This window comes from Rhizobium sp. Rhizsp82 (genome assembly GCF_047325115.1).
In the GTDB taxonomy this organism is placed as follows: Bacteria; Pseudomonadota; Alphaproteobacteria; order Rhizobiales; family Rhizobiaceae; genus Rhizobium.
The window spans coordinates 2,254,927-2,271,535 of the sequence record NZ_CP168570.1 but is presented as its reverse complement, the minus strand read 5'-3'; the positions used below and the strand labels follow the sequence as shown (position 1 = coordinate 2,271,535).

The 16,609-nt window shown below is 63.8% G+C and carries 15 protein-coding genes and 1 tRNA gene; 7 read left to right on the top strand and 9 right to left on the bottom strand.

Annotated elements, in window-relative coordinates:
* Nucleotides 1-97 precede the first annotated feature (97 nt).
* The 6 genes from ACEN84_RS16070 to ACEN84_RS16045 all read left to right on the top strand — a co-directional run bounded on the left by ACEN84_RS16070 (nt 98) and on the right by ACEN84_RS16045 (nt 5,260).
* Complete coding sequence (locus tag ACEN84_RS16070; RefSeq protein ID WP_112718731.1) at nt 98-673, top strand: polysaccharide biosynthesis/export family protein; 576 nt, start codon at nt 98-100, stop codon at nt 671-673.
* Nucleotides 674-679: 6 nt separating this feature from the next.
* A complete protein-coding gene (locus tag ACEN84_RS16065) occupies nt 680-1,843 on the top strand; it encodes a glycosyltransferase family 4 protein (protein WP_112718732.1) in 1,164 nt (387 codons plus the stop codon).
* A gap of 66 nt (nt 1,844-1,909) precedes the next feature.
* Nucleotides 1,910-3,472, top strand: a complete 1,563-nt coding sequence (locus ACEN84_RS16060; RefSeq protein WP_413709241.1) for an undecaprenyl-phosphate glucose phosphotransferase — start codon at nt 1,910-1,912, stop codon at nt 3,470-3,472.
* On the top strand, nt 3,469-4,722 hold the full coding sequence (locus tag ACEN84_RS16055) for an O-antigen ligase family protein (protein WP_112718734.1): 1,254 nt from the start codon (nt 3,469-3,471) through the stop codon (nt 4,720-4,722). Before ACEN84_RS16060 ends, ACEN84_RS16055 begins: the two co-directional genes overlap by 4 nt.
* Before the next feature lie 31 nt (nt 4,723-4,753).
* The gene (locus ACEN84_RS16050; RefSeq protein WP_112718735.1) at nt 4,754-5,047 is read left to right on the top strand and encodes a helix-turn-helix domain-containing protein; all 294 of its coding nucleotides are present in this window, start codon (nt 4,754-4,756) and stop codon (nt 5,045-5,047) included.
* Nucleotides 5,048-5,110: 63 nt separating this feature from the next.
* Nucleotides 5,111-5,260 carry a hypothetical protein gene (locus ACEN84_RS16045; protein WP_165402739.1) on the top strand — a complete coding sequence of 50 codons (150 nt, stop codon included), beginning with the start codon at nt 5,111-5,113 and terminating at the stop codon, nt 5,258-5,260.
* Nucleotides 5,261-5,263: 3 nt separating this feature from the next.
* Here ACEN84_RS16045 and ACEN84_RS16040 read toward each other — a convergent pair whose 3' ends face one another.
* A complete protein-coding gene (locus ACEN84_RS16040; RefSeq protein WP_413709240.1) occupies nt 5,264-5,476 on the bottom strand; it encodes a hypothetical protein in 213 nt (70 codons plus the stop codon).
* A gap of 178 nt (nt 5,477-5,654) precedes the next feature.
* On the opposite strand from ACEN84_RS16040, the gene ACEN84_RS16035 reads away from it, so the two are divergent.
* Nucleotides 5,655-5,888 (top strand): DUF982 domain-containing protein, encoded by a 234-nt coding sequence (locus tag ACEN84_RS16035; protein WP_199628785.1) that lies wholly within the window; start codon nt 5,655-5,657, stop codon nt 5,886-5,888.
* 15 nt (nt 5,889-5,903) lie between these two features.
* Here the strand turns inward: ACEN84_RS16035 and ACEN84_RS16030 are convergent, their stop codons facing one another.
* From ACEN84_RS16030 to bcsA, 8 genes are all read right to left on the bottom strand, one after another.
* Nucleotides 5,904-6,125 (bottom strand): hypothetical protein, encoded by a 222-nt coding sequence (locus tag ACEN84_RS16030; protein WP_112718738.1) that lies wholly within the window; start codon nt 6,123-6,125, stop codon nt 5,904-5,906.
* A gap of 250 nt (nt 6,126-6,375) precedes the next feature.
* Nucleotides 6,376-6,452: transfer RNA gene (locus tag ACEN84_RS16025), tRNA-Pro, on the bottom strand.
* Nucleotides 6,453-6,542: 90 nt separating this feature from the next.
* Nucleotides 6,543-7,154: an HAD family hydrolase gene (locus ACEN84_RS16020; protein ID WP_413711316.1), complete on the bottom strand. Its 612-nt coding sequence runs from the start codon at nt 7,152-7,154 to the stop codon at nt 6,543-6,545.
* Between the two features lie 96 nt (nt 7,155-7,250).
* Nucleotides 7,251-8,291 (bottom strand): trans-3-hydroxy-L-proline dehydratase, encoded by a 1,041-nt coding sequence (locus ACEN84_RS16015; protein WP_413709239.1) that lies wholly within the window; start codon nt 8,289-8,291, stop codon nt 7,251-7,253.
* Between the two features lie 57 nt (nt 8,292-8,348).
* Nucleotides 8,349-10,787 (bottom strand): cellulose synthase, encoded by a 2,439-nt coding sequence (locus tag ACEN84_RS16010; protein ID WP_413711315.1) that lies wholly within the window; start codon nt 10,785-10,787, stop codon nt 8,349-8,351.
* Nucleotides 10,784-11,830: a glycosyl hydrolase family 8 gene (locus ACEN84_RS16005; RefSeq protein WP_413709238.1), complete on the bottom strand. Its 1,047-nt coding sequence runs from the start codon at nt 11,828-11,830 to the stop codon at nt 10,784-10,786. Before ACEN84_RS16005 ends, ACEN84_RS16010 begins: the two co-directional genes overlap by 4 nt.
* A complete protein-coding gene (locus ACEN84_RS16000) occupies nt 11,827-14,385 on the bottom strand; it encodes a cellulose biosynthesis cyclic di-GMP-binding regulatory protein BcsB (protein WP_413709237.1) in 2,559 nt (852 codons plus the stop codon). Before ACEN84_RS16000 ends, ACEN84_RS16005 begins: the two co-directional genes overlap by 4 nt.
* Complete coding sequence (bcsA, locus tag ACEN84_RS15995; RefSeq protein WP_112718827.1) at nt 14,385-16,586, bottom strand: UDP-forming cellulose synthase catalytic subunit; 2,202 nt, start codon at nt 16,584-16,586, stop codon at nt 14,385-14,387. The genes ACEN84_RS16000 and bcsA overlap by 1 nt, the downstream gene beginning before the upstream one ends.
* Nucleotides 16,587-16,609: the final 23 nt, after the last annotated feature.

The following is a 16,609-nucleotide window of genomic DNA, read 5'->3' as shown; positions in this document are numbered from 1 at the left end:
GCACCGGGGACAAAAAAAGCTGCGGATTTTTACCAGCCATTAACCCTAACGGATCGATAACGGCGGGGACCAATTTGTTTTCTGTGAGCCTGCACGGATGCCCCTCGCTACGCCAAAGATGTTTCTGGCCCTCGGCCTTGCCGCGATGACTGCGGTCCTGAGCGGCTGCAACACCTATAAGCCGGCGCCGAAGGCTTTTCAGCAGGCGACGATCCAGCCCTATACGCTGGATAGCGGCGACCGCCTGCGCATCACCGTCTTCGACCAGCCGAGCATGACCAACAGCTATACTGTCGATCAGGCCGGCTATATCGCATTCCCGCTTGTCGGCCAGGTCCCTGCCCGTGGCCGCACCCTGCAGCAGCTTTCCGGCCAACTGGCTGGCAAGCTGCGCCAGGGTTATCTTCGCGATCCCGATGTCACCATCGATGTCGATCGCTACCGCTCGATCTTCGTCATGGGCGAAGTCGGCCAGCCCGGTCAATACGCCTATGTTCCCGGCCTGACGGTTCAGAATGCCATCGCCGTTGCCGGCGGCTACACCTCGCGCGCCAATCAGGCCAGCGTCGACGTGACGCGCAAGATCAACGGTCAGGTCATCACCGGCCGCGTCAACATTTCTTCCGCCATCATCGCTGGCGACACGATCTATGTACGCGAACGGCTGTTCTGATCTGACATGACAGACGAACAACGGCCTCTCCGCATCATTCACTGCTTCAGGTCGCCGATCGGCGGAATCTTCCGCCATGTCCGCGATCTGGTCGAAGAGCACAGCAAGGCCGGTCACGAGATCGGCATTCTCTGCGACAGCTCGACAGGTGGCGAGCATGAGGACCGGCTGTTCGACGATATCCGTCCCTATCTTTCGCTTGGGCTGACGCGCGTGCCAATCCGCCGCGCCCCTGGCATCTCCGATATTCCGGTAATCTGGGATACATACAAGACAATCAAAAGTTTGCGGCCTGATGTGCTGCACGGACACGGCGCCAAAGGCGGTGTGCTCGCGCGGCTCGTTGGCTCAGCCCTGCGGGTGAACAGGTATCGCGTAGCCCGCCTCTATACTGCGCATGGCGGAAGCCTGCATTATTCCCGCACCTCGCTCCTCGGGCAGTTCGTGCTCAAGATGGAACGGCTGCAGGAATATCTGACCGATGCGCTCGTCTTCATCTGCGAATACGAGCGCGACACCTATGCCAAGAAGGTCGGCAAGCCGAAAACCAAGACGCGGCTGATCTATAACGGCATCGGGGAACGAGATTTCCAGGTCATTCCCACCCGATCCGATGCGGTCCATTTCATCTATATCGGCATGCTTCGGGACCTTAAGGGTCCCGATCTTTTTGTGGACGCCTTCGCCAAGACCGAACGGCTGGCCGGACGCCCGCTCTCCGCGCTGATGATCGGCGACGGGCCGGATCGCGACAAGTACCGCGACATGATGGTCGAGCGCGGCCTCGGCAAGCGCATCAGCATGTTGCCTGCAATGCGCGTGCAGGAGGCGTTCACGATGTCGCAGAATGTCGTGGTTCCCTCCCGCGCCGAGGCCATGCCTTATATCGTTCTGGAGGCACTCGGCGCCGGCAAGACGGTGATCGCCAGCCGCGTCGGCGGCATCCCGGAAGCGCTCGGCAAGGAGAGCGCGGCACTGGTGACGCCGGGTGACGCGACCGACCTCGCGCGGGTCATGGCCGAGGCGTTAGCCAAGCCCGAATGGGGGCATCAGACCATGCCTTCGACGGAAGCGGTGAAGGCGGTGTTTTCAGCACCGGTGATGGCGAAAGATGTGCTGAAACTATACTACGAGCTCATCGGCCAGACGCCGACATCTTCAAATATATAAGATCCTGTAAACCTTTCTTAGGGGCTTCCTGCTATGCCGTTTGTATCAACGAGCGGCGGAAGCCTCATGAACAAGGCAGAAAAGAGCGGTCAGTTCGACGTCGAAACGCTGCGCAAGCAGGTCTCGGACATCCACGCGCGTGGCGATACCGCCGAGAAGGCGGATGAGGCAGGGTCGATCAACCCCTACGCCCTGCAGATCGCCGAGCAGTTTCGCGAAGGCACGCATTCGCCCGCCATCATCATCGGCCAGTTCCGGCTCTTCGAATTCGCCTCGCAATTCGTCATTGGTCTCCTTGCCTTCCTGATCTGGCCGGGCGACGGCAGCACTGAGACCTTCGCCTCGCGCGTCGCGCTCGCCTTCTTCATCGCAGCCTTCGCCGTCGTCAGCCTGCAGATCAGCGATACCTATTCGATCCCGGCGCTGCGCTCGCGCGTGCGGCTCTTGCCGCGGATCTTCCTCTCCTGGGCAGCCGCCTTCCTGCTGACGGAAATGGTCTTTGCGCTGTTTAACGAGACCTCCTGGGCGAAGATCAACCTGCATCTTGCCTGGTTCTCGGTCGCCGGCCTGTTCCTCATCGGCACGCGCTTCCTCGTCGCCTACGGCATCCGCAACTGGGCGCGCAACGGCGTCATGGAGCGGCGCGCCGTCATCGTCGGCGGCGGCGATCCGGCCAAGGATCTGATCCGTCTGCTCGAATTGCAGCCCGATAACGACATCCGCATCTGCGGCATTTTCGACGATCGCGGCGAGAAGCGCTCGCCGATCATGGTCGCCGGCTATCCGAAGCTCGGCACCGTTGCCGAACTCGTCGAGTTCGTCCGCCTGACGCGCATCGACATGCTGATCATCGCCCTGCCGCTCAGCGCCGAAGCCCGCATTCTGCAGCTTCTGAAGAAGCTCTGGGTGCTGCCGGTCGATATCCGCCTTGCCGCCCATGCCAACCGCCTGCGGTTCCGCCCGCGCGCCTATTCGCATGTCGGCACCGTGCCGATGCTCGATATCTTCAAGAAGCCGATCCAGGACTGGGATTCGGTTGCCAAGCGCGGCTTCGACATCTTCTTCGCGACACTCGCTCTGCTCCTGCTCTGGCCGGTGATGATCGCAACGGCTGTTGCCATCAAGCTGACCTCGAAGGGCCCGGTCTTCTTCATGCAGAAGCGCCACGGCTTCAACAACGAAGTCATCAACGTCTTCAAGTTCCGCTCGATGTACACGAACATGAGCGACCCGAGCGCAAAGGCGGCCGTGACCAAGGGCGACCCGCGCGTCACCCCCTTCGGCCGCTTCATCCGCAAATCGTCGATCGACGAGCTGCCGCAGCTCTTCAACGTGCTGCGCGGCGAGCTGTCGCTGGTCGGCCCGCGCCCGCATGCCGTCGCTGCCCAGGCCCATAACCGGGCCTTTGGCGATGTCGTCGAGGGCTATTTCGCCCGCCATCGCGTCAAGCCGGGTGTCACCGGCTGGGCGCAGATCAACGGCTGGCGCGGCGAAGTCGACAATGACGACAAGATCAAGTTCCGCACGGCCTACGATCTCTATTATATCGAGAACTGGTCGCTCTGGTTCGACCTGAAGATCCTGTTCCTGACACCGATCCGGCTGCTCAATACGGAAAATGCCTATTGAGCGCGATCGAGGCGACATATCCACGCGTCGCCGACCCGCAGCGCGTGACGCTGCGCATCATCGGCTCTGCGCTGGTCGCCTTCGGCGTGTTTCTCTCCGGCTTCGTCATCGACGAGCCGGCGCCCTACGAGCTCTGGATGGCGGGGCTGACCGGCATCTGGTTCATCCTCGGGCTGCGCATCTCCCGCTATAGCGGCATCCTGCTGGCACTGCTGATCACCTTCAATGTCGGCGGCATGCTGTCTCTGACGCAGATGAAGGACATGACGGGCGGGCCGATGTATATCGCCGTCTCGACCTTCCTGGCGCTGACATCGGTCTTCTATGCCGCGATCATCGAGGACAATGCCAAGCGCCTCGTGCTGATCTTCAACGCCTGGGTGTTTGCCGCCGTCATCACCTCGCTGCTCGGCATTCTCGGCTATTTCCACGCCTTCCCCGGCTCGGAAGTCTTCACGCTCTACGACCGCGCCAAGGGCGCCTTCCAGGACCCGAACGTCTTCGGTCCGTTCCTCGTCGCCCCCTCGCTCTACCTCGTGCACGGCATGCTGACGCGCAGCTTGCTGAGCTCGCCGGTGCGCGCCCTTGCGCTGCTGATCCTGGCGCTCGGGGTCTTCCTGTCCTTCTCGCGCGCCGCCTGGGGCCTCTTCCTGCTGACGATCGTGATCCTGATCTTCGTCATGCTCCTGAAAGAACGCACCGGCGCCTTCCGCCTGAAGATCCTGCTGATGTCGATGACGGCGGTGATCCTGATGGTCGCGGCACTCGTCATCGCCCTGCAGATCCCGCAGGTCGCCGATCTCTTCAGCACCCGCGCACAGCTGGTGCAGCAATATGACGGCGAATATCTCGGCCGATTCGACCGCCACCGCATCGGCTTCCAGATGATGATGGAGCGGCCGCTCGGCATCGGCCCGATGGTGTTCGGCACGATCTTCCCCGAGGACGAGCACAATATCTGGCTGAAATGCCTGACGACCTACGGCTGGCTCGGCTTCGTCACCTATGTCTCGATGCTGATCTGGACCATCTATCTCGGTTTCAAGAACCTGCTCAAGGACCGCCCCTGGCAGCCCTTCCTGATGATCGCCTGGATCTGCGTCATCGGCCATGCGACGATCGGCAACGTCATCGATATCGACCACTGGCGCCACGTCTATCTGCTGTTCGGCATCGTCTGGGGCTGCGCCGCACTCGAGCACCGCCACCAGCTCGCCGAGATGCGCAAAACCGGCGTCAGCGCCACTTGAGAAGCGGCCCGTCCGCGCTAAACTTCTCCTCATGATCACGGGAACACAGATACGCGGCGCCCGCGCCATGACGGGCATGAGCATCGAGGAACTGGCCGCGGCATCCGGCCTTTCCGCAAAAATCATCTCGGCGCTCGAACAGGGCGAAGGCAGCGGCGAGCCGCAGGCCTTTCTGGCCGCCAAACATGCGCTTGAAGCGGCCGGCATCATATTCATCGCCAGCGGCAATCATGACGAAGGCGGCCCCGGCGTGCGCCTCAAGGCACGCGGCAACGGCGACGACGGCCTGCGGCCGGAAGAACTCAATGCCACCAATGACGATTAATCCGGAACCAAACCGCCCCTCGCGCGTTTTCGGCGCGCAATCAACGCGTTGAGGGAAAACATCTTGAATCGTAACAGCAGTCTTTATTTCGTCATCGGCGCGCTCGTGGTCGTCGTCATCGGCCTCGGCGCCTATATTTACCGTGAAGAAAGCAAGCCTGAAGGCGTCGAGCTCAGCATCGGCCAGAACGGAATTTCCGTCGAGCAGAAGTAAGCTTCAGAGATACGCCTTGGTCAGGGCGGCGAGCTTTGCGCCGTCTCTGACACCCTGCCGGTAAAGCTGGATCATCACCGCGCCCAGGCGCTCTGCCTCCGGCGTGCGGCGGCCGACACCGCGGTGTTCGCAGACTTCATCCAGGACATTGGAAATCACGTCGAGATCGTCCGAAAATAACGGGAGGTCGCGCGGATGTATGGGCGTGTCGAGCATCGAAGCGGCACTTCCTGACAGGCCTGACGCGGACAGAGCCGCGCCGGCACCCATGGAACGGGAACGGCCGTACTATGCGCTGGGATTTCACGCTTTGCAACAGTCAGAAATCTACCGGGAACAAAGCCGTACGCCCGGCGTTCGATGGCAGGTTCAATTCAGTATCGAAGATCGTACCATGAGTCAGAGAAGTTTCCCCTCCCCCGTCCGCGTCAAATCCGCAACCGCAGACCTCATCATCTCCACCGCCTGGGATGCCGTCGAGTTCCTGAAGCGCTGGCCGGGCAACCGCGGCCGCGAATACCGCATCGCCATGCAGCATTGCCTCGACGCGCTCGACGGCCTGATCAGCGCCAGCAAGGCGCGGCTCTCGTTCATCACCGCCGCCCGCATCGCCGGGCTGCTTGCCTAAGTCGAATCTGCCGGGTCAGTGCTTTCGAAGCGGCACGACCTCGGCCAGCCGCGGATGCAGAGCACCTTCGGTGATCGCCCTGCCACTAAGTTCGATGAGATATTCCCCGGCAAGCTCCGTCAGCGCCATCGCGACATCACCCTCTGCCCATCCGGCCCTGACAGCCTCGTCCGTCAGCGCCTGAAACGCCTCGACCAGCCGCTCCCGCGAACCGTCCATCATCCTGCGACCGGTCATTGCTGTCCCTCCGCCGCGCCATCTGGCGCGCCGATAGAATAGATGCGCGGAGGGCGAAAAGACGAGGACTATTCAGGAAAGATCACGTCCAATTTTGGTGGGGTTTTCGAGAGGCGCGGCTGCGCCATGCGCGAAAAGGCCAAATCATCCGGTGGGAATTTGGTGGAATTTCTCCAACGCTTCGTTCTCCTCTAGGCCATTTCGGCCCTCGGGGGAGAGAACGAAAACCCTTGATGTTCAAGGGTTTAAATGGTCGGGGCGACAGGACTTGAACCTGCGACCCCTTGACCCCCAGTCAAGTGCGCTACCGGGCTGCGCTACGCCCCGACCTGCCTAAACGGCTTGCATCGTTTAGTTTTTCGACGGCTTGAATGCAAGCGGAAAAAGGATCTATCCGCTCAAAAAGCCGACAGTTGATTAAGCCCTGGCGATGGAGACGGCGCCGGGCTTGGTTTCGACGCGGAAATCCGTGTAGCCGTCAGTTTCGGCATGGGGTGTTTCGAAGGGCGTTGCGTGGGTCGTGGTGATGACGACGACGTCAGCGCCGGCGGCTTCACCGGCGAGAATGCCGGCGACGGCATCTTCGAACACCAGGCAACGGGCCGGATCGACGCCGAGGCGCTTGGCGCCGAGGATGTAGCATTCCGGGCTCGGCTTGCCCGCCGAGACTTCCTCGCCTGTTACCATGACCTTCGGCAGCGGAATGCCGGCCGCCTTCAGGCGCTTGAAGGCGAGTTCGGCGGGGGCCGAGGTGACGATCGCCCAACGGTCGTCCGGCAGGCTCTCGACGAAATCGATGGCGCCGGGGATTTCGATGATGCCCTCGACATCCTCCATCTCGGCCTCGAGCAGCAGCTTTGCCTCGTGGAAGGGATCGACGCCCGGCAGGCCGAGATTGCGGACGGTATCGGAGGCGCGAACGCCGTGCACCGTCTTCATGAATACCTCCGGCTCCAGGCCGTGGCGCTTTGCCCAGGCGCCCCAGACGCGCTCCACGACGGCGATCGAGTTCACCAGCGTGCCGTCCATGTCGAAGAGGAAAGCGTCGTAGTCTTTGCCGAAGATATTGGAGTTGGGCACTGCGTATTCCTTGTCTGCTAGGTGATTGGCGGGCGATGGTCCGGTTCAGCCGGTCTGCTTTTCCATCGGCCAGGTGTCCGAAAGGCGGTAGCCCGCCGGATAGGGGTCGGAGGGATCGAGCATCAGTTGCTGCGTTCCCGTCACCCAGGCGCGGCCGGAAATGATCGGCACGATGCCCGGCCTGCCGCCGATATCGGCTTCGGAATCGATCGAGCAATGGAACTCGGAGCCGATGATCGAGCGGCCGGTGAACTTGTCGCCGACCTTCATCTGTCCCCTCGCATGCAGGACGGCCATGCGCGCCGAGCAGCCGGTGCCGGTCGGCGAGCGGTCGATCTTGCCCGGCCGGATGGCAACGGCATTGGCGCCGGTCAGGATGCCGTTCTCGACGGCGACGGGGGCCGCGAACTGGCAGAAGGAGATGTGGTCCCAGCCGCTGTTGACCGGGTGGACGAAGCCGAGCTGCTCGTTGGCAGCTTTGGTGACCTTCATGCCGAGTTCGGCGAGATCGCGGGCCTCGTGTGGGGCGATCGAGAAGCCGAGCGCATGGGCATCGACGATGACGAAGCTGTCGCCGCCATAGGCGGTATCGACGGTCAGCGTGCCGAGCCCCTCGACCTCCAGCTTGGCATCGAGCTTGTCGGCGAAGGAGGCGACGTTCTTGACGCTGATGCGCTCGGCCTTGCCGTTGCGGCAGGTGGCGGTGACCTCGATGAGACCGGCGGGCGGCTCAAGGATCATATTCGTTTCCGGCTCCTGCATCGGGATGATGCCGGTATCGAGCAGCACGGTCGAAACGCAGATCGAGTTGGAGCCGGACATCGGCGGGGTGTCGGCGGGCTCCATGATGATCCAGCCCATCTGCGCCTTCGGGTTTTTCGGCGGCACCAGCAGGTTCACATGGCGGAAGACGCCGCCGCGCGGTTCGTTAAGCACGAAATTGCGCAGCGTCTCATCCGTAGCGATGAAGCGGGACTGATCCCAGACCGTGTCACCGGGTGGCGGCGCGACACCGCCGACGATCACATCGCCCACCTCGCCTTCGGCGTGGCAGGTAACGACATGGATGACCTTGGATGTTCTCATCGCCCCCAGCTCCTCTTCATGCCTCCTGTCTAACCGTGGCAGCGGCGCTTGCCAAGGTCAGTAGCGGCCATCCGGGTGTGTCGCCTCGCGAACATTGGCGAGGCCGCGATTGGCGTCCTTGCTGCCGGTCGCGGCCGCCGCCTCGAAGACGCGGGTGGCATCGCCATACATCTTGAGGTTCAGGTAGCAGTAGCCACGCAGCACCATCAGATCGATGGTTTCCTGCTTCAGCTGGGCGCGCTGGTCGAGATAGATCAGCGTTTCGCGATAGCGCTTGGCGCCGTAGGCCGAGAGCGCACGGTCGGCGAGGATGGCGACCTGCAGCTCGGCGGCGCGCTGGCGGTTCTGCGGCGCGCGGGTCGCGGAGACGGCGGCGTTGTTCGACAGGCCGGCGCGCAGATAGGCGAGGCTCTGGCCGTAGGCAGCATCTTCGCGGTTCTGGCGCGCCGGGCTCTTCAGCGCCGTCTCGAAGGCGGCAATCGCCTCCATCGGACGGTTGAGATCCATCAGGCACCAGCCGCGGGTCAGCGCATCGCCGGGGCTCAGCATGCTGGCGTCGATCGTCGTGGCGCAGCCGCGCGGGGCGCGGCTCGTCTGCTGAGCGGCGGCGGGCCGGGACGGCTCGGCATCGTAGCTCGCAACCTGCGTGCGCTGGCGCTGAACCGGCTGCTGGTAGGCCTGCTGCTGTTGCACGGGCTGATACTGCTGCGCCGGCTGATATTGCTGGGGCGCCTGCTGGTACTGTTGCTGCTGCACCGGCTGCGGCGTGGGCGCCACGGCGACGGGTGCATTGGTCTGCGGCGCCTGGGTCGGGCCGGGCAGCGGCGCGGAGACGTTCGGTGTCAGCGACGAGGTGTCGTCGAGCGTGGCAATACGCTGCGAGCGGCCGGCCCAGAGCCTCTGGACTTCGGCAACGCCCTTGCGGTCGTTCAGCTGCTCGCGGGTGATCGCCAGACCATAGGCGGAAGGCTCGTCATCGGGCTTCCAGCGCAGCGCCGTTTCGAACCAGCGTGCAGCCGTCTGCGGCTGGTTGAGCGAACGGGCATACCAGCCATATTGCTGGGCGGTCGGCACGTATTTCTGGGCGATGATTTCGGTCGCCATGCGGCCGAGCACGTCCTCGGTGATGTTGGCCGGGGGCTGCAGCGCCATCAGGTTGGCGGTGGCGGCCAGATAGGTGTCCATCGCGTCCTTGGAATCGTTGCGCCACTTGAACATGACCTCTTCGGCTTCCTGCGGCGCCTTGCGATCGACCAGCGCCAGCGCGAGGCCCTCGGAGGCCGAGGCGCTGTCTTCCTTGGTGCGGGCGGCACGGAACCACTTTTCGGCATCGGTCGCATTCTGGCGGCGCAGCTGGTACCAGCCGAGCAGCAGCGCATCGGCCGGTTCGCCCTGCGCTCCGGCAAGGCGCTCGACGCGCGAGATATAATCGGCAGCGATCGTCAGCTTGTCGTCGGCATTGCCCTCGGCGAGGAAGCGTCGGGCAAGGTCGTCACGGATGCTGTCGAATTCGCGCGCGCCGCTGACGGCCGGCTGTTCGAGCGCCAGCAGCGACTGCATCGGCTGATACGGCAGCACGGCTGAGGCCTTCTGGATGGTCGCCAGGCGCTCCTGCGGATTGGTGCAGTTCTTCAGGATATAGGTATAGGCGTCGATGCCACGCTGCTGGCGTTCGGTATCGACGAAGGCTTCGGCGACGCGCCAGAGGACATCGATATCGCTGCAGGTCAGCAGGCTCGGCGTTGCGGCGCCGATATCGACGACGGTCGCATATTGCTTGAGATCGGATGCATTGATCAGCCGGGCGCGGGCTTCGGCGACATCGAGGCGGTCGAGTAGGTCGGCCGGTGGCTGCCAGGCGGGCTCGGCGGTCTGCCGGTTGGCGATCGCCGAACGCAGCTCGGCATAACGGCCCTCGGAATAGAGCTGCCACATGGTCTCGAGCTGCTTGTCGCCGCTCTGCGGCACGGCTAGCGGATCGGCCGGGGGAACCCAGTTCGGATAGAGCGCCTGAAGACGGGAGATTTCGGCCTGCAGGCGCACCTTGTCGCCGCGGCTGGCGAAATAGCGCAGCGCGCTTTCGTCGACCTTCGGCTGGCCCTGGGCCTGATTCTGCGGCTGTGCAGCTGGGGTTGCCGGTGTGGGCTGCGTCTGCTGTGCGGTCTCGACCGGAGCGGCATCGGCGTTGACCGGTGCTGCCGGTGTCACGGTGATCGGCGGAACGGCCGAAACCGGCGCTTGTCCCTGTCCTTGTGCCTGCGTCTGCGCAGTCAGAACGGGCGCTGCAGCCTGCAGCCGGTCGGTGATCGCCTGAACGTCGATCTTCGGGTCAGCCGGCGCATCCGGACCCTTGATGCGCTCCATCAGCATCAGGTTCGGAGCGTTGTCTTCTTCACCAATCCCGAAGCGCTGCTGTAGCGCCGCGCGATCCTTCAGGCCGGTAATGACACCAGCCACGACGACTGCCGCGGAAATTGCAACGAGAGAGGACTTCACAGACACTCCGGATGTTTCTCCCCAACGAATGCCAGCCCGAGCAGCTGGAGGGTGGACGGATAGTAGAGCGCTGGCGAGAACTGCAGAGCTGATTCTGGCAGTTTCGTACCATGCACCACACAGGCCACAACATCGTTAACAATTCGATAACCAGCATCCGAAAGCGCCGCCTTCGGTTTACCAGTGGTGAGATCAATGGTGGCCGGAGCCCCGTCCACCGTCATGCCCTGCTGCAGCCGTCCGAAGAGCTCGGCATCGGTTACACCGGCCCGTGCAAGGTAGAGTGGGATGCGGATCGCGTTATAGGCAAACTCGGCATCGAAGCCCTCTGCCGGTGCCGGCATGCGCGCCAGGCTCACCCATTCGGCCGGCAGCTTGCGCGGGCCGAACTGCATGCTGCGCAACAGCGCCAGACCATCGTCGCTGAGCTTCTGCCATTGGTCGGAGGGCGCCAGCAGCGCCATGACCGGCAGCGCCTCGTAGATCCAGTAGGATGGGTTGATGACCGGACCATCCTTGCGGCCGGGCGGCATGAAACCTTCAACGCCGGGCATCAGCAGCGTGCGGCCGCCGGATTGAACGACGGCTTCGGTCAGCAGCGAATGCGCCATCTTGGCCGCCGCCTCGATATATTCGGGCTTCTTCCAGGCAGCACCGGCAAGCGCCAGCGCATAGGCGATCAAGAGGTCGCCGTCGGAGGCGTTGTTGATGTCTGTGACGTGCGGTTTGGAATTCGGATCCCATTTCCAGACGGCCAGCCCGTCGTTACGCAACAAGAGCTCGGTGCGGGTGAAGTACCAGATCTGCTCGAAATCGGAGGGGCTGTTGGCGAGGTAGGAAAGCAGCAGGCCATAGCCCTGCCCTTCGCTGTGGCTGATATTGCCGTTGCCGTTGTCGATGACGCGGCCGGTCTGATCGAGGAATTGCGTCTTGTAGGCCGCCCAGGCCTGCGGAGCGACCAGAACCTGTTGTGCCGCGGCTGGCTGCCACAACAGGTTGAGGGCAACGACGCCCGCCATCAGCCGCGTCGCGATCCCCCTCATTTTCCTCGTCCCAATCTGCCGAGCATGCTCGATGTCGCGACGCCGATCAGCATCGACAGGACGACCAGCAGGAAGGCGTAGGAGAGAATGTTGGTCGACAGCCAGTTGGCGGCGATCAGGCGATAATTGGCGATCGTCCAGGTCTGCGACGGCACGAAATCGAAGCGCGTCACCGGGACGCTTTCGACCTTGCCCGTCTTCGACGAATAGGTGGTGATGTGGCCCGATATCTGCGGCCAGTTGGCCTGAGAGGTCAGCGCTTCGGCGCCTTCGCGCAGATCCTTTGCCGAGGGTGCGGTGACCAGCGTCCAGGTGCCGTTGCCTTCAGGGCTCGTGCCCTGCGCCACCATCATCGTTGCGACATTCGACGGGGCGAAGACTTCTTCGGCGCCCGGCACGAATTGCAGCGAGCTCAGCGAAATGTCGAAGTTGCGGCGCATCCATTCCTGGAAGGCGGTGACCTGCCCCTTCCAGGCGCCGCCGCTGACCTTCGAACGCCATTCGTCGAAGGCGGCGTTGGTGTCGGGTGCTGCTGCGCCGGTATCAGGCACGGGACGCCACGAGGCCTGGCTGGCGGTCGCGACATTGACCTGCGACAGCGCCGTTGCCGGAAGCTGCGAGATCGAGCCGATGAACATCGCGTCGCGGTCGCCGATCGTGCTCGGCGAGGCCGAGGTTTCGATATCGATCGGGTGACCGGCCATGCTCGCCATCTGGCCTAGCAGCGTTGCCGCAGCGGAGAGCGTATCGGCATCGGCGCGGTCCAGGAACAGCGGCATCGGCGCGGTCAGGCGCCCATAGGGATAGGCAGTGCCGGCCATCGCCGCGAGGTTCGGCCGCTGCCCGACGCGGGCGAAATCCGGCATGTGGAATTCGGTCGTATCGAAGAGCGCGAAACGCGGCGTGCCACCGGCCGTCGAGCCGGGCGCGCAGGCGGCGTCTTCCTTGGTTTGCAGGATCGCTTCGAGCGCCAGCTCGTTCAGGCCCGGCTTGAAATGCCGCATCGTGACGCGGATCGGCAGATGGCGCAGGATGCCGCCGCCGGTCGAAGTGATCGGCACGGTCGAGGCGATGTTGCCGTTGACATAGATGTCGATATGGCTGCCGGGGAGCACGTTCTCCGTATAGGCGGCATCGAGCAGCACGGTCGCTTCGCCATAGGCATTGGCATAGAAATCGGCGGGAACGGCGACGTTGAAATCGGTGCGGAAGCGGCGGCCGGAGAATTCGGTGGTCTTGACGCCGAGCTTCTGGAAGCTGAGGCGCGTGTCCTCGAAAAGCAGCGGCGCATCCGGCGCCGTCCAGCGCTGCGTCGTCAGCACGTCACGGCGTACATCGGGCGAACGGTCGGTGGGCTGAACGATCGTATCGATCGCCTGCGAAATCGCCGGCCAGGACGGGCCGCTGATCAAGAGTACCGTCGAGCCCGTCCGAGGATCGGTCGCGAAGGTGGCGAGCGGGGCCGACTGGACGGCCGGAGGCAGCGCCGGGAAGTAAGGCGCGAGCTCGGCCGGCGTGCCGACGAGAACGGTGAGCTTGCCGGCACCACCGGTCGGCAGGCGATCGGCGCTGAAGGAGAAGGTCTGGTTCGGCATGCCGCTGAGGACAGAGAGGCCCTGCGTCAGGCGCAGCAGCGGCTTCGTCGTACCCGGCTGCTCGAGCGCCGGGACCAGCAGATCGAATTCGGTCTTGCCCGCGCCATCGACGCCGATCGCGCGGATCGCATCGGTGCTCGACAGGCGCGCAGCATCCTGCCCGGCAAAGCTGAAATAGGTCTGCGACGGATCGATATTCGACCACAGCTCATAGGTGGACTGGATGCTGCAATCGGTGCGGTGGCGCTGGTTGGTCTCGAAGGTCAGCAGATTGGCGCCCGGCTGCAGCAGCCCGCGCGGCACGTCGAAGCTGACGGAGGACTGGCTGTCGGGCGAGCCCACCTGCTGCTGGCCGACCGGCCGGTTGTTGATCAGCACGGTGATCTGCGAGGCCTCGGGGGCGACGACGATCGAGTTCTGATAGGCGAAGTTGAACTTTGCCGGGGCAGCCGCCTGCTCGGGCGTCAGATAGACGGACCAGGACTTGCGGTCATACTCGCCTTCCAGGCCGAACTTGGCGGCAGGCACGACATAGCGCACGACATTGCCGGCTGCACGGGCCGTGGCTGCAGCATCCGGCGCGGCAGGCGTCTGTTGCGGCTGCGGCTGCGCCGCGGGCTGCTGTGCGGCGATGGGCGACGCGGGAACCGGGGACGCCGGGACAGGTGCCGGAGCGGCCGCGGGCTGCGACAGGACCGGCGGCGTTGCCGGAACGGCAGGAACGGGTGCAGGCTGCGCAGCGACGGGTGCGGCCGGGACAGGTGCGGCGGGAGCCGGCGCCGGCTGAGCCGGGGCCGCAGCAGGCTGCTGGGCCGGAACCGTCATGCGCGGCACCATCGGCTGCAGGCCGGCCGGACGCTCGCCGGACATGTCGAAGGGTGCGGGCGCCTGCGCGGTCTGCGCATAGGCGATCGCCGAGGCACTGAGAAGCAGAGCGGAGGCAGCGGCAAGCTTCTTCATCAGCCGTTCGCCTTTGCCGTCTGTTGCTGTTGCTGCTGTTGCGCCTCGCGCTCCGGCCGCATGCTGCGGAAGAAATACACCAGGCCGCGGCTGGTCTGGTAGAAGGACAGGCCGAGGAACCAGATGGTGCCGCGGATGAGGCCCGGGTTGCGGCGGCGGCTCTGCTGGAATTGCGTCCACTGGTCCGAGTTCGCAAACATCAGGTCGGCGATCAGCCGGTGGTCGAGAGCATTCTTCGGAACATACTGGCAGCCGACCATGGTGATGTCGCCCGAAGGCTCCATGTTGCGGACGATGAGCGGCAGGGTTTCGAGATCGGCGCCGCTATAGGGGCGGAAGCGGATTTCGCCCTCGGCCCCGACCGTCATCTGGTCGAGCTGCTTGTTGAAGACATGCAGGCGGGCGCCGTGGACGGAAACGTCCTCGATCGAGGCCGTGTACCATTTGCCGTTGACCCCGAGTTCGCAGCGGCGGTTGACGCGCACACGCCGCGACGAGGAGCGCTCGCCGCGCTCGGAAACCACGCCCAACGCACAGCCGGCCATGATCAGGTTGATGATGTTCCAGCCGCCGACGACGAGCGTCACGTCGGCCTTATAGGGCTCGGCATAGATGCGGTAGATGGTGATGATCAAGGCGATGATCTGCACCGCGAAGATGACGAAGAACGGACGGCTGATTTCCGACAGCCGGCTGACGGCGATCGACTCGTCCTTCGCCGTCACCTTGAAGGTCGGCTTGCGCGGATTGAGCATGACCGAAACGACGGCAGGCAGAAGGTGGACCGTCTGCACATATTCGTAGAGCTCCGAGATCCACGGCCAGCGGAACGAGCCGTAGAGATAGTTCTGCATCATCAGGTTCACGAGCATGTAGGCCAGCGTATAGGCCAGGAACTCGCCGCCCGACGCGGTGAAGATTTCGAGATCGAAAAACAGGTAGAAGAGCGGCGCGAAGAGGAAGATCGTGCGCGGGAACGGGAAGAGCCAGAACAGCGTCGACGACATGTAGCAGAGACGCTGCGGGATGGTCAGGCCGCGCTTCAGGAGCGGGAAGCGGAAACGCAGGATCTGCATCATGCCCTGCGCCCAGCGGCTGCGCTGGCCGATGAAGCTGGCGAAGGTGGCGGGCTGCAGGCCGGCGATCAGCGGCTTGTCGACATAGATCGAGTTCCAGCCGGTGCCGTGCAGCGCCAGCGCCGTTTCGCAGTCCTCGGTGATGCTGATACCGGAGAAGCCGCCCTGGCTCTCCAGCGCCTTGCGGCTGAGAACGGCTGCGGAGCCGCAGAAGAAGGCGGCATTCCACTTGTCGAGACCGCGCTGGATGATGCCGTAGAACATCTCGTTCTCGCTCGGCATGTTGTCGAAGGTGCGCAGGTTGCGCTCAAGCGGATCCGGGTTGATGAAGAAGTGCGGCGTCTGCACCAGGAATAGCTTCGGGTCGTCGTCGAAATAACCGACGGTCTCCAGCAGGAAGTCGCGGGCCGGCGCGTGGTCGGCGTCGAAGACGGCGATCAGTTCGCCGGTCGAGTGTTTCATGCCGTTGTTGAGGTTACCGGCCTTGGCATGCTCGTTGCGGTCGCGGGTCAGGTATTTGACGTCGAGATCTTCGCAGAGCTGCTTCAGCTCGGCATGGCGCGCGACCGCAGCCTGTGCCTCGACGAGCTTGTTGGAATTGCGCTTCTGCAGCGTGCCGCCGTCATCGAGCAGCCAGACATGCAGCTTCTCTTTCGGATAGTCCATCGCCTTGGCAGCGGCCAGCGTGTTGGCGAGCAGGTGGGCGTCTTCGTTGTAGGAGGGGACGAAGACGTCGACATGCGGGAAGCGCTCCTCGCGCGCAGCACGCGACGGGCGCGGCGGCAGCGGGGTGGCGACGATGAAAAGGCTGAGCGCCAGCATCGCCACCGAATACATTTCGGCGAGATAGAGCAGCAGGCCGGGGATGAAGTTTTCCAGCTGATTGACCGGCGGCAGCGTGTTGGTCGTGCGCCAGTAGACGTAGCGAAGAACGATGGCCGTGCCGAAGGCGAGCGCGATCAGGCGCCAGGTCCCCTCGCCCTTCATCACCTTGATGATCGCCATGATGGTGACGACGGTGATGCTGGCGATGAGCTGGGTCTGCAGGTTCACCGGCAGCGTGATCAGCGCAATCGTGCAGAGCGAGACAACCGCCCATATCAGGATGCTTCGGGCCTTATGCATCGACGTTCCTTCGAAATGACAGA